The 12658-nt window shown below is 40.0% G+C and carries 13 protein-coding genes; 1 reads left to right on the forward strand and 12 read right to left on the reverse strand.

Annotated features, from left to right (window positions below):
* Positions 1–11: 11 nt before the first annotated feature.
* The 12 genes from atpA to yhbY form a co-directional block, all read right to left on the reverse strand.
* A complete protein-coding gene (gene atpA / locus JYB65_RS06825) occupies positions 12–1523 on the reverse strand; it encodes a F0F1 ATP synthase subunit alpha (protein ID WP_206581911.1) in 1512 nt (503 codons plus the stop codon).
* 54 nt (positions 1524–1577) lie between these two features.
* A complete protein-coding gene (locus tag JYB65_RS06830; protein ID WP_206581912.1) occupies positions 1578–2123 on the reverse strand; it encodes a F0F1 ATP synthase subunit delta in 546 nt (181 codons plus the stop codon).
* Positions 2111–2605: a F0F1 ATP synthase subunit B gene (gene atpF, locus JYB65_RS06835; protein WP_206581913.1), complete on the reverse strand. Its 495-nt coding sequence runs from the start codon at positions 2603–2605 to the stop codon at positions 2111–2113. Before atpF ends, JYB65_RS06830 begins: the two co-directional genes overlap by 13 nt.
* A gap of 51 nt (positions 2606–2656) precedes the next feature.
* Complete coding sequence (gene atpE, locus JYB65_RS06840) at positions 2657–2908, reverse strand: ATP synthase F0 subunit C (RefSeq protein WP_206581914.1); 252 nt, start codon at positions 2906–2908, stop codon at positions 2657–2659.
* A gap of 102 nt (positions 2909–3010) precedes the next feature.
* Positions 3011–3700 carry a F0F1 ATP synthase subunit A gene (locus JYB65_RS06845; RefSeq protein WP_206581915.1) on the reverse strand — a complete coding sequence of 230 codons (690 nt, stop codon included), beginning with the start codon at positions 3698–3700 and terminating at the stop codon, positions 3011–3013.
* Positions 3701–4078, reverse strand: a complete 378-nt coding sequence (locus tag JYB65_RS06850; RefSeq protein WP_206581916.1) for an ATP synthase subunit I — start codon at positions 4076–4078, stop codon at positions 3701–3703. It lies immediately after the preceding gene.
* A gap of 421 nt (positions 4079–4499) precedes the next feature.
* Positions 4500–5870 (reverse strand): MATE family efflux transporter, encoded by a 1371-nt coding sequence (locus JYB65_RS06855; protein ID WP_206581917.1) that lies wholly within the window; start codon positions 5868–5870, stop codon positions 4500–4502.
* Positions 5842–6990 (reverse strand): non-hydrolyzing UDP-N-acetylglucosamine 2-epimerase, encoded by a 1149-nt coding sequence (wecB, locus tag JYB65_RS06860; RefSeq protein ID WP_245156615.1) that lies wholly within the window; start codon positions 6988–6990, stop codon positions 5842–5844. Before wecB ends, JYB65_RS06855 begins: the two co-directional genes overlap by 29 nt.
* On the reverse strand, positions 6966–8102 hold the full coding sequence (locus JYB65_RS06865) for a glycosyltransferase family 4 protein (RefSeq protein ID WP_206581918.1): 1137 nt from the start codon (positions 8100–8102) through the stop codon (positions 6966–6968). The genes wecB and JYB65_RS06865 overlap by 25 nt, the downstream gene beginning before the upstream one ends.
* Before the next feature lie 2 nt (positions 8103–8104).
* Positions 8105–8554, reverse strand: coding sequence for a deoxycytidylate deaminase (locus tag JYB65_RS06870; RefSeq protein WP_206581919.1), 450 nt, complete (start codon positions 8552–8554; stop codon positions 8105–8107).
* 65 nt (positions 8555–8619) lie between these two features.
* Complete coding sequence (gene truA / locus JYB65_RS06875; RefSeq protein ID WP_206582210.1) at positions 8620–9423, reverse strand: tRNA pseudouridine(38-40) synthase TruA; 804 nt, start codon at positions 9421–9423, stop codon at positions 8620–8622.
* Between the two features lie 12 nt (positions 9424–9435).
* Positions 9436–9738 (reverse strand): ribosome assembly RNA-binding protein YhbY, encoded by a 303-nt coding sequence (yhbY, locus tag JYB65_RS06880; protein ID WP_206581920.1) that lies wholly within the window; start codon positions 9736–9738, stop codon positions 9436–9438.
* A gap of 253 nt (positions 9739–9991) precedes the next feature.
* Here yhbY and JYB65_RS06885 point away from each other — a divergent pair, with 253 nt between their 5' ends.
* Positions 9992–12604, forward strand: coding sequence for an ATP-binding protein (locus tag JYB65_RS06885; protein WP_206581921.1), 2613 nt, complete (start codon positions 9992–9994; stop codon positions 12602–12604).
* Positions 12605–12658: the final 54 nt, after the last annotated feature.

The following is a 12658-nucleotide window of genomic DNA, read 5'->3' on the forward strand; positions in this document are numbered from 1 at the left end:
GCTAACGCAATCTATTCATATTCCTTGATTTCTTTAAACTTAAGAATTGCTTCTTTTAAAAGTTCCTCAGAGGCTTCATCAAGATTCCCGCTTGCTTTGATATTCTTTCCAACCTGTGGATAGTGCGTATCCATGAAATTATAGAAATGAGCTTCAAACGCTTTTATCTTTTCAACAGGTACATCTGCAAGATAGTGATTGATGGCTGCATAAATAATCATAACCTGATGCGTTACATCAACTGGCTTGTACTGACCTTGTTTTAGGATTTCCATCAGAATCAAACCGTGATCCAATCGCGCTTTTGTATCCTTATCTACGTCCGATCCGAACTGGGAGAAGCTTGCTAATTCTCTATACTGAGCCAACTCCAGCTTAATCTTACTTGCTACCTTCTTCATTGCCTTAATCTGAGCATTTCCTCCTACACGAGATACGGAGATACCTGCATTTACAGCCGGTCTCTGTCCTGTGAAGAACAATTCGGATTCAAGGAAGATCTGTCCGTCTGTAATGGAAATTACGTTTGTAGGGATATATGCCGAAACGTCTCCTGCCTGTGTTTCTATAAGAGGAAGTGCAGTAATCGAACCTCCGCCTAGTTCATCGGAAAGCTTTGCAGCTCTTTCCAGAAGTCTGCTATGCAGATAGAATACGTCTCCAGGATATGCTTCTCTTCCTGGTGGTCTTCTAAGAAGTAGGGACATTGCACGATAAGCTACCGCATGCTTGGAAAGGTCATCATAAATGATCAAGACATCTTTGCCCTGATACATAAAATGCTCTCCCATGGCACAACCTGCATATGGCGCAATATATTGTAATGGTGCTACGTCACTTGCCGTTGCGGATACGATAATGGTATAATCCATCGCCCCTTTATTTTCTAATGTTTGTACCAGCTGCGCTACGGTGGATTTTTTCTGTCCGATCGCAACATAAATACAAATTACATCTTCTGATTTTTGATTGATAATCGTGTCGATAGCAATCGCCGTTTTACCGGTCTGTCTATCTCCGATAATCAATTCTCTCTGTCCCTTACCAATAGGGATCATGGAGTCAATCGCCTTAATTCCCGTCTGTAACGGCTGATTTACGGATTTTCTCTGCAGTACGCCGGGAGCCGGGAATTCAATTGGTCTATACGCTTCGGCTCCAATAGGACCTTTCCCGTCAATCGGGTGTCCCAACGCGTTTACTACACGTCCGATAAGATCTTTTCCTACAGGCACTTCTACAACTTTTCCCGTAGGCTTTACAATGTCGCCTTCTTTTATTTCCTTGTCAGAACCTAGTATTACTGTACCTACATTATCTTCTTCAAGGTTTAACGCCATACCATAAGTTTCACCAGGGAATTCAAGTAATTCACCTGCCATGCATTTATCAAGACCGTAGATTCTGGCGATACCGTCACCAACCTGTATTACTGTCCCAAAATCTGACATTTCAAGCTCGTTCTTATATCTTTTAATCTGCTCTCTGATTACCGCACTTATTTCTTCAGGCTTTAAATTCATTTGCATCACCTTCTTTTTTCATAAATTGTGCTATAACATGCAAGCTGCGTCGCATTATAATGTGCCGCTCTTAAGATTTCCCTTAAGATCATCAAGACGCTTTCTAATGGTAGCATCAAGGACCTTCCCTTCAATGAATACCTTCACGCCTCCCAAAATAGTCGTATCTATTTTGTTCTCAAGTTTAACATTCTTTTTTAGGAGCTTGCCCGTCTTTTGTTCAAATTGTTCTAGTTGCTCTCCAGTAAGCGGTTCCACAGAATAAATAACACCTTTTGAAATGCCCGCTATTTCATCTAAAATACTTTGATATTGATTAACGATTCCCGAAAAGGCTCTCGTTCTTCTTTTATCAATTAATATAAATAAGAAATTCAGCACTTCGGGGCTAATTTTTCCTTGAAAAATTTGTTCAACAGCATGTTTTTTTTCTGCACCAGAAAGAACCGGCGTATTGATAAACTCATAAAAATCCGGCTCTGCTATAAACAAGTCCCGAATCTGTTTCACCTCATCCAGTATAATTTCTACCTTGTTCTCATCTCTGGCAGCTTCAAATAAAGCTCTGCCATAGGTGCTTTCTACTGTTAACTCTGCCATGTTGCGTTCCCCGCCTCGTCAATAATTTTTCCGATAACGTCTTGCTGTTCCTGATGATCTAATTGCTTTTCCAAGATTTTCTCAGCAGCAAAAATAGCAAGCGCACCAATTTCTTGTTTCATATCCTCCAGAGCTTTTTTCTTAAGTCTCTCTATTTCAACCTCAGTCTGCTTTAAAAGCTGAACAGATCTTGCCTGGGACTCATCTAGGATTTCTTTCGCCTGAGCGTCCGCTTTCACCTTCGCGTCCTTCACAATATCTCTACCTACACCTTCAAGATCTGCCAATTGTTTTTCATAGGATTTCACCAACTTTTCAGCTTCTAGATTCTTCGTTTCTGCACTATTGATGTTTTCTAATATTTCATTGTTTCTAGTCTCAATGACGTCACTAACCTTTTTGAATAGAAAGTGCTTCAAGATAGCGATGAGCACAATGAAATTGACCATCGTCGCAAAAATCGTAAATAAATTAAATTCCATTTTGTCAGAAGCCTCCCTTCCAGTTCATTCTTTACAAAACCACTGGTATAATTATTGCCATTTAACAAAAATTAGCATGATTGAAATGAACAATGCATATAGGGAAGTTACTTCAGCAAACGCAATACCTAAAATCATGGTTGACATGATATCACCTTTCGCTTCAGGCTGTCTTGCAATAGCTTCTACGGCTTTTCCTGAAACGGTACCGATACCAACTCCTCCGCCTAAGCATCCGATCGCCGCTAATCCGGCACCAACCGCTAGCATTCCGTTTAGAAAAGTGTTAGAATCAATATTCATCTTTTTTCCTCCTTAATTGTCTACTCTTTTTTATGTGTTTTTATGTTTTTATATAATATCTAATGCTCGCACAAAACTCTACGGCATCAATTATTATCAATCTTAGTGATGTTCTGCTCCATGGTCGGCACCAATCTTGATATATACCATCGTCAACATCATGAATACAAACACTTGGATCAGTCCATCAAATATGTCAAAGAACGCATGTAACGGAATCGGTGCTATGAAAGCAAACTTACCCATTGCTTCATACACGATTCCCAGAACGATAGTACCTACCAGCATATTACAAAACAGTCGAAGCGATAAAGATAGGGGTATGGTCAGCTTTTCAAGTAAATTTAATGGCAGCATTGCTGCATAAGGCTTAAAAAAGCTTCCGGCATATCCGCCCACTCCGCACTTACTGATCGCATTTGCATTAATCAGTACAAAGGTCATAAGGGCAAAAGTAGCTGCAACATTGATGTCTTTCGTAGCCGGTTCTATTCCAACCAAGCCGGATAGGTTTAATAATCCCATAAAAACTGCCATTGCACCGATATAGGGTACAAAAAAACGCTTGTACTCATCGCCCATATTAGACTTGACTAACCCATTGATCATGTTAACAAACATTTCCAGTACGTTCTGCTTTTTATTGGGCACCTTGCCTAGATTTCTGGTTAAAAGCAGTACCAAAACGATGATAACAGCCATTATAATCCACTGTGTCACTATACTTGTCGTCACAGCAATTGAATGGTTAAAAATGTTGAAACTAAATACCGTTTCAGGATTCATGTGCATTTAATTACTTCCTTTCTTTCTTAGCATTACTCTAGTTACTCCATAAAGAATAACTGCCATATAGTGAAGACTATAACCGATTAAAAATGCCAAATAACTCATTGTATCATTACGGCACAGTAAAACAGCAATAGCCACCGTAACCATCACTCTGCCTGCAGCCCCCAAGACATAAAACGCCTTTTTTGCTTTCGCCTGAAGCATGTAATTCGCAAGGAAGGCATTTAATAGAAAGTTCGCCAGTGATAGAATTATCGCAATAATAACTATTGCCGTATATTCTTTAAAATTCATTATCGATATCAAGGCTGCTGCTATAAGTATAACTATATCATACCCTGTAACTTTTTTTAACATTTCTTTTGTATCTTTATTCAAATTAGCTTATCCCCCGATGATCACTTTTATTATATTCATATCTCTTGCGTCAATATAAATCAGGCAATTGTTGTTATTTTTTTATCAATCATGAAGACCCTACACATAGTATTTGCTTATAGCCGATATATATTAGAATGAATATTTTTGCTTTTAATATTTATAAATAAAAGTTAACATAGATTTAACATACTTACTTCTACGACAAAATATCGGTTTTTCCTATTGTTTTTTACAAATTAAATAATATTATAGCCTTAAATTTTTAAATGTAAAGCATCGTTAATAAAAAAACAAAGTTAAATTTGGGAGCATTGCATGCAATTAAAGAAATCCCTTGAAATTTCAAGGGATTTTCATATTTTTTATGAGATTAGAAAAAAATACTAATTTGTGCTGCTTATGTTATTTTGATGCTGTTCTAAATGTCATGAACCAGATTCTTCACCCATTTTCTAGAACAGAAGCGTTTTACACAGATCACATTTTTGATGAGTTCTTCACTCTGCGCCATCAATACAACAAAATAAATAGGTAAATGGAATACCAGCGCCCCTAAAAAAACCATCGGAACTCCGATCAGCCAAACTGCACCAACTTCTACGCACATCGCAAAATGCGTGTCTCCTCCGCAGCGGAAAGTACCTACAATATTTAACCCATTGTAGACCTTCAGTGGCATAAAAATGCCGTAAATGCCTACAATCAGCATGGCATAATGCAGTCCTAAAGGCGTGAAATTAAACAGTTTCAAAATCCAATGAGACGATAAAATCAAGAGACCGCCTGAAAAGATGCCGATATAGACACCTATTTTCAACAGTCGTTTGGCTAAAGCAAAGGCATACTCCATCTCTCCTCTTCCCAATCGTTGTCCGACCAATATAATTAAGGCATCTCCAAGGCTGAATATCGCATAAATAAACAGTGTATTAATCGTATTGCTGGCCTGTATCGCGGCAAATTCCGTGACACCCATTCTTCCGTAAGCCGCATTGTACGTAGCCATTCCTAAGCTCCACATGGTTTCATTAATCATGACCGGAATACCGGTTATTAAAACTTTGAACACCAACGGTTTGTGCCAACCGATAAATTCGTGTGCTTTTCCTGCCAGAATGTTCTTCCGGATGAAAACCACATACAGTACCAAAGATAATTCTAGCAGTCTGGATATTGCCGTAGCGATTGCTGCACCTTCCACGCCGAGCGCTGGCGCTCCCCAATTACCAAAAATAAAAAGGTAATTTAAAAAAGTATTGGTGGATAACGCAATGGCACTGATTTTTAAAGGAATTTTTGTCTGATGGGTCACTCTAAGAGCCGCTGTAAAGGGAACTGTAATGCTGATAGTTAAAAAACAAACAGATGCAATTCGTATAAAATCTTTTCCTAGATCAACAGCTTGCGGAATATTAGTAAATAATCGAAGAATATGCTCCGGGAAAAACATACCGGGGATGAAGAAAAACATACTGACACCGACACATAAGGTCACCGCAAATCCTGTTACTTTTCGAATGCTCTGCAGGTCTCCTTTTCCCCAGAATTGTGCCATAAAAGCAGAGGAACCGCTGGCAAAGCCAAACATCACACCCCAGTGTACAAAGAATAGTTGATTGGAAAGACCGACTGCGGCCAGTTCCACTTCCCCCAGACTTCCAACCATGACCGCATCAACCAAGTTTAAAGAAGATGCAATCAGGCTTTGAAGGGCGATAGGAAGCGCAACAGTCGCTAACGTCTTATATAAAGTTTTACTTTCAATTTGAATTGGTAGATTTTTCTCCATAGGCCTTTATCGCTTTTACAATCCTTTCACAGGCATGACCGTCTCCATATGGATTCACCGCATGTGCCATTTCATCGTAAGCAGCCTGGTTTACCAGCAGCTCTTTTGACATGGCATAAATCGTTTCCAAATCAATCCCGGCTAATTTTGCAGTCCCTGCCTCAACAGCCTCCGGTCTCTCGGTTTCTTTTCGAACCACTAACACCGGTTTCCCAAGAGCCGGGGCTTCCTCCTGCATGCCGCCGGAATCCGTTATAATAAAGAAAGACTTTGCCATAAGATTCACAAATGGCTGATATTGAAGCGGATCGATCAAGTGAACCCGCGGTACACCATTTAAAATTTTATTGGCTGTTTCCCTTACTTTCGGGTTCATATGCATCGGATAAATAATTTCCACATCGTCGAATTCTTCGGCCAGCCGCCTGATCGCCCCAAAGATATTTTCCATATTTTCGCCTAAATTTTCACGGCGGTGACAGGTAACCGTTATCACTCTTCTCTGTTCAAAGTTAATTTTTTTTAAGGTCTCATCCTCAAACTCATATGGTTTTTCAACTACTTCTAAAAGAGCATCTATTACGGTATTCCCTGTAATATATATGATATTTTCATTAATTGATTCTCTCAAAAGATTGTTTTTATTTCGCTCGGTCGGAGCAAAATGAAAATCCGCAAGGTGTCCGGTAAGTACCCGGTTCATTTCCTCCGGATAAGGCGAGTATTTATCATAGGTCCGAAGTCCCGCTTCCACATGGCCGACTTTAATTTGCTGATAGAAGCTTGCAAGGCCTGCCGCAAAAGTAGTCGTCGTATCCCCATGAACCAGTACAACGTCCGGTTTCTCCTTTTTCAATACTTCTTCCAGTCCTACTAATACATTGGAAGTAATCTGACTGATCGTTTGGTTCGGTTTCATAATATTTAAATCGTAGTCGGGCACAAGCTGAAAGAGCTCCAATACCTGATCGAGCATTTCTCGATGCTGTGCAGTCACACAAAGCACCGACTCAATACCTTCCGTTTCATTCAATGCTTTTACCAATGGCGCCATCTTAATCGCTTCAGGTCTGGTCCCAAAAACGGTCATTACCTTCATCTTTTTTTGCTTCTCTGACATTGTTTTCTGCCTTTCTGATATGGTTTTTTGCTTTTCTGCTTTTTCGATAACTTGTCTTGCCTTTTTTCTTCTTGCTGTACATTGACGGCTTTGATCCGGAGTTTCCAATTGTTTGCATCCGTTAAAAAGATATAAATATACATCGCAGCAATACCGATCAGTCCGGCTGTTTCCACAAATAAATCCCTGCTGAACAGAACCGCAGCCACACCCATCACACCGCTGATTCCGTAAAGAGTCATGACGGTTCTTCGCTGTCCCATCCCTGATGCCATTAACCGATGATGCAAATGACCCTTATCGGGCTCCATAATCGGTCTGTGATTCACCAGTCTGCGTAAAATCGCAAAGGCAGTGTCGAAAATAGGAACGCCAAGAACCAATACGGGAATAATGACCGCCATAATAGTGGCTCCTTTGACCGGTCCCACGATAGATAGTGAGGCAAGCATAAAGCCTAGAAATAAAGATCCGCCGTCTCCCATAAAGATTTTAGCCGGATGGAAATTGAAAGGCAAGAAACCTATCGCTCCGCCAGCGACGGCGAGCATCGCAATGGTGGCCGGATAGGCCCCATGAATATAAGCGGCATAAGCAATACTTAAGGAGGCAATGGCTGATACACCGGTTGCCAAACCATCCAAGCCATCAATCAGATTGACCGTATTGGTGATGCCAACGATCCAAAGAATAGTTATGATATAACCGGTTAAACCGCCAAAATAATTGTGTCCTCCATCCCCAAAATGGTTCGTAATAAATAAAATTCGGACTCCAAAACCGTACACCACGGAGGCACAAGCGATTTGCCCCAGCAGCTTTACTTTTGCCGACAACGTTTTCAAATCATCGACGATCCCCAAGAGGTAAATGAGAATTCCTCCTATCAGGATCCCTTGAAACTCATGGTTGGTTCCGAGAGTCACTGCGATGGCCGCAGTCGTTCCAATAAAAATAGCCATTCCTCCGAATCGAGGCATCGGCTTCGTATGCATACGCCGGTTATCCTTTGGAATATCTACCGCACCGATTTTGGGTGCGATTTTAATCGCAACAGGCGTAAAAATCAGTGACAGCACAAAAGCTGTCATAAACGCTATCCAAAGTGTCATGTCTAATCCCCTAACATTACAATTTTAATTCCTGCTTCTTCTAATATGTCTTTTGATAATTGATCCGGATATCCTTCCCGTACAAAAATCTCTTTCACGCCTGCATTGATAATCATCTTCGCACAAATGATGCAGGGTTGATGAGTGATGTATATGGTTGCGCCTTCCACACTTTGTCCCAAATTAGCCGCCTGAATGATCGCGTTTTGCTCTGCATGCAAGGCCATGCACAATTCATGACGTTCTCCGGAAGGTATGTTCAATTTCTGCCGCAGGCATCCGCCTCTGTCTTCACAATGCTTGAGGCCTCTCGGTGCACCGTTGTAGCCGGTAGCTATAATATGCCGGTCTTTGACAATCACTGCGCCGACTTGCCTTCTTAAACAGGTTGACCGCTGTGCCGTCAACGCTGCCAGCTCCATAAAATATTCATTCCAGCTCGGTCTTTTCATTTGTTACTCCCCTGTAAAAGCTATATTATTACAATAAGTTACATCCTATGTTAAAGTTTAGTATATCAAAATTTGTTTAATTCTTCAAGGTCGTAGTATACTTCATACAAATATAATCCCTGGGGAGGCGCAGTATGGCCTGACTTCTGCCTGTCTTTGGAATCAATCGCGGCTTTCACACTGAGAGGCGTTCTTTTACCAAGCCCCACATCCACTAAAGTTCCGGTAATAATTCTTACCATATTATATAGGAATCCATCGCCTTTTATTTGCAGCTCAATTTCTTGCTTCCTATTATCCGCTAACTGATTGAAAATCTTTAAGTCGAAAATTGTTCGAACCGTAGTCGCCTTTTCTTCTCCCCCTGCAGCCTGAAAACATTTGAAATCATGTGTTCCTATGATATATTTTGCGGCATCCTTCATAGCCTCTACATCAAGGGGCTTATTGATCTGATAATAATAATTTCTGCCAAAAATATCTTTTTCTTGACTATTTAATATCTTATAGACATATTTTTTACCTTTTGCATCAAATCTCGCATGAAAATCCTCTTTTTTTTCCTCTACTTTCACAATTTGTACATCTCCGACTGAGCCAATTGAGTTCAACCCTCCTGCCAAGATGTTGTTGACAGCAATCCCGATTCGATCGGTTGGAATGCCGAATTCTCCGCGAAAGTTTGCCCGCTGTCCTAACGCGTGAACTCCTGCATCGGTACGGCTCGTCCCATTAATAGAAACAGGGGCTCCGCAGACAATACTTAAGGCCTTCTCGATCTCACCCTGTACGCTCCGCTTATCGGGCTGCCGCTGCCATCCGCAAAAATTGGTACCGTCGTATTCAATCGTCAGCAAAATATTTCTCATCATTGCAACCTATTATTTCCTCGCTTTCGGAAGTTCAATTTGCTTATTGTCCTTAGACTCTCTGTAGAGCGTAAACTTTCTGCCAATAGCCTGTACAAATTCAGCGCCTAGGGCTTCTGCAATCTGATTTGCAACATCCTTCGGATTCAACGTACAGCCTTCCTGAATTTTTACTTTCACTAATTCTCTTGCTTCTAAATTCACTTCTACTTCCTTTATAATGTTTTCCGTGAGCCCTCCCTTTCCTAAAAAAACGATAGGGTCCAGGTTATGAGCCAGACTCCTTAAGTAACTTCTTTGTTTGCTTGTAATCATTATATTTCCTTTCTTCTTTTATGAGAAACGTCTCAAAAAACGCCTTTTTTATCGCATAGTAAACCTACTTTATTATATATATTCCAGCAATTTTTACAAGTACGTATACGCCATTTGTCATTTTTATTCCAAATTTCGCATAAAATAATTATTTATAGTATTTAATTGTCTGCTTTTGTCGAACCTATTTACATTTATTTTTCGACAGATTACAATGCTTTTAACAGTATATTTGACAGAAGGGGGAGTGTGTATGCTAAACAAATTAAACTATCTTTTAGTTTCTATGATAACTATGTTAGTCATGTTAATCGCTTGCCTAGCCAGCTACGCATATCAAAATAACAATCTTTTGGAATTTGAAAAAATGGGGAGCAGTTTACTTACCTTTAATAATATCTACGATCAAACTTTTGGTCAGTTGACGAATGATGCGGTCGCCTGCATCACCACCGATGACCCGACACTTAAATACAGTTTCACCGAAGATGCCAATAACTTTATCAGCTGCAACTTATCTAATATTAATTATATCCGCTTTTCTGATAATAGGGAATTAACCGGCTTTGAAATGCTTACGAACTCTACAACGAACCCAAGCTTCTCTACCTCTGATTTTTCTTTCGATCAAAAGGAGCAAAAATATTATTTATCTTATTTAGAAGCATATAATAATCTTATTCATCTTACCATTTCAGCAGTGAATGAAGGAGATTCCACTAAATTACAGGGTGCCCGCTTCTTAGAGCTTTATTCCTCCAAAGAGGCTCTTTCGTCCAACTATACGGAGCATTTTTTAAATCGAATCGAAGAAAAAAAGCTGAAAGTCACTGCCTATTGCAAGATACTCGCTATTTTAGCCGGGCTCCTTACCGTAACACTTATATGTTGTACCTTAAGAGCTGCCTCTTTATATTTTAAAAGCAACAAAAGAAACTTATATTTCAATCAGCTTTATAGCAAGGCAATCGAAAATGCAGACGTAGGGCTGGCTATTGTGGATCGGCATTATAAATATGAATATATGAACGCGATGTACAAGCGTATATTTAATATTCAAGTTTCAAACCCTTTAGGATTTACATCCTTTTCCGTACTGCCTGACGAGATTGCTACTTCACTTCCTGCGCATTCACTTTCTGAAAACCGGAAGAATATTATTCTAACCTATACGCTGAACGGTGAAGTGAAATATATTAACTACAGTTGTTTTGCCATATTTGATGAAAAAGGTGAGCCAAAATTTGTGACACTCGTTCAAGACTGTACAGAAAGTAAGAAGAAAGACAATGAGATGATGAAGCAGCTCAAGGATATTGAATATTACGCCAATGCAAAATCCTCGTTTATTGCCAATGTTTCACACGAGATTAAAACTCCGTTAAATGTCATTATCGGAATGGTACATATTTTAAAGAATACAGATTTGACCGAAAAGCAAAGTGATATCTTGAGTAAAATTAATATTTCTTCTGAATTACTATTAAATATAATTAATGATGTACTCGATATTTCTAAAATCCAAAAGTCTTCTTTCGTGTTATATCCTACTGATTTTAACCTATTAAATATGTTGCAAGAATCCGAAGAAATTTTTACGCCTATTATCAGCAGTAAGAACCTAAAATTTGAAAAGAATTATGATTTTAATAAAGATTTGTGCCTCAATATCGACCGTACGAGACTTGCTCAAGTGCTTTTAAATCTCGTTAACAACGCCTGCAAGTTTACCTCAAGCGGTCATATCAAGCTTTCTGTTGGCAGATTATCCGAACACGGCAATTTAGTTCTCATGAAATTTTCTGTGGAGGATACTGGTTTGGGAATCAATGAAGATGATTTATCCAAAGTGTTTCAAGAATTTGAACAGCTTGAGAACCATCTTACCAAGCAGCATCAGGGGACAGGCCTTGGTTTAGCGATATGTAAGCACGTTATCAATGCCATGGGCGGCGATATTTGGGTAGAAAGTGTAAAGGGACAAGGAAGCTGTTTTAACTTTACCATTTGGGCGCATAAATCCGATGCTGCCACTTGCGAAGATTTAAATGCAGCGGCTACTTCCGTACCATTATTGAACGGAGCAGGCAAAAAAATTCTTGTGGTAGAAGATACCGAGTTAAATTATGAGGTCACGGAAAACCTGTTGTCAGAATCACAAATTATTTGTGACCATGCCTGTGACGGGCAGCAAGCGATTGATATGTGTATTGCGTTGCCTCCGGATTATTACTCTGTCATATTAATGGACATCCATATGCCAAACATAGACGGTTACACTGCCGCAGAAATTTTGAAAACAGAAATAGGCGTTACAAGTCCTATTCTCGCACTGACGGCTACCAATATCGATTCCGACACGAAGAAGGAGCATGAAAACATCATGGATGGCTTTATCAGCAAACCGTTCCGCTACCATGATTTGTACAGGGCTCTGCTTCCTTACTTCGGAGATATCAATGATATTAAATGGAAGCCTATTCCTCCGATGAAGAGCCAGATAATTCCTGCCATTAGCTATGTCACCGCTGACGATGAGACATTTGAGTTTAGCATTGCGAGAGCGGCTCAAAATTTAGGCTGCTCGGAAAAGCAATATGAAAAGCATCTGCTGAAATTTAAGAAATCCTTTGAAAACGTAGATAGGGATATACAAGAGCTTATTTTGGATAATAATTTTACGGAAGCACGCCGAATTGCCCATTCCGTTAAAGGACTTGCCGGGACATTGGGATTGGTTCCTCTCTACAAAGTGGCCGCCGAACTGGAAGCTACGATCATGGATCACCCCGATCGGGTCTCTATTCTTCTTCCCACCTTTACCGATCATCTGAAGGGTATTTGCAGAGCGACGAATATTCATTAAAACTTCCACCATCAAAAGCAGGTCAGCCGTCCAATCCAATTGGCGGTTGACCTG

The sequence above is a fragment of the Clostridium aminobutyricum genome (assembly GCF_017255415.1).
GTDB classification, from domain to species: Bacteria; Bacillota; Clostridia; order Peptostreptococcales; family Anaerovoracaceae; genus Aminipila; species Aminipila aminobutyrica.

Excerpts from the sequence above, each read along its gene's own strand:
- JYB65_RS06845 (WP_206581915.1), bottom strand. The coding sequence starts at position 3,700 with ATGCACATGAATCCTGAAACGGTATTTAGTTTCAACATTTTTAACCAT.
- JYB65_RS06885 (WP_206581921.1), top strand. The coding sequence starts at position 9,992 with ATGCTAAACAAATTAAACTATCTTTTAGTTTCTATGATAACTATGTTA.
- JYB65_RS06830 (WP_206581912.1), bottom strand. The coding sequence starts at position 2,123 with ATGGCAGAGTTAACAGTAGAAAGCACCTATGGCAGAGCTTTATTTGAA.
- wecB (WP_245156615.1), bottom strand. The coding sequence starts at position 6,990 with ATGTCAGAGAAGCAAAAAAAGATGAAGGTAATGACCGTTTTTGGGACC.
- atpF (WP_206581913.1), bottom strand. The coding sequence starts at position 2,605 with ATGGAATTTAATTTATTTACGATTTTTGCGACGATGGTCAATTTCATT.
- yhbY (WP_206581920.1), bottom strand. The coding sequence starts at position 9,738 with ATGATTACAAGCAAACAAAGAAGTTACTTAAGGAGTCTGGCTCATAAC.
- atpE (WP_206581914.1), bottom strand. The coding sequence starts at position 2,908 with ATGAATATTGATTCTAACACTTTTCTAAACGGAATGCTAGCGGTTGGT.
- atpA (WP_206581911.1), bottom strand. The coding sequence starts at position 1,523 with ATGAATTTAAAGCCTGAAGAAATAAGTGCGGTAATCAGAGAGCAGATT.
- JYB65_RS06855 (WP_206581917.1), bottom strand. The coding sequence starts at position 5,870 with ATGGAGAAAAATCTACCAATTCAAATTGAAAGTAAAACTTTATATAAG.
- JYB65_RS06865 (WP_206581918.1), bottom strand. The coding sequence starts at position 8,102 with ATGACACTTTGGATAGCGTTTATGACAGCTTTTGTGCTGTCACTGATT.
- JYB65_RS06870 (WP_206581919.1), bottom strand. The coding sequence starts at position 8,554 with ATGAAAAGACCGAGCTGGAATGAATATTTTATGGAGCTGGCAGCGTTG.
- truA (WP_206582210.1), bottom strand. The coding sequence starts at position 9,423 with ATGAGAAATATTTTGCTGACGATTGAATACGACGGTACCAATTTTTGC.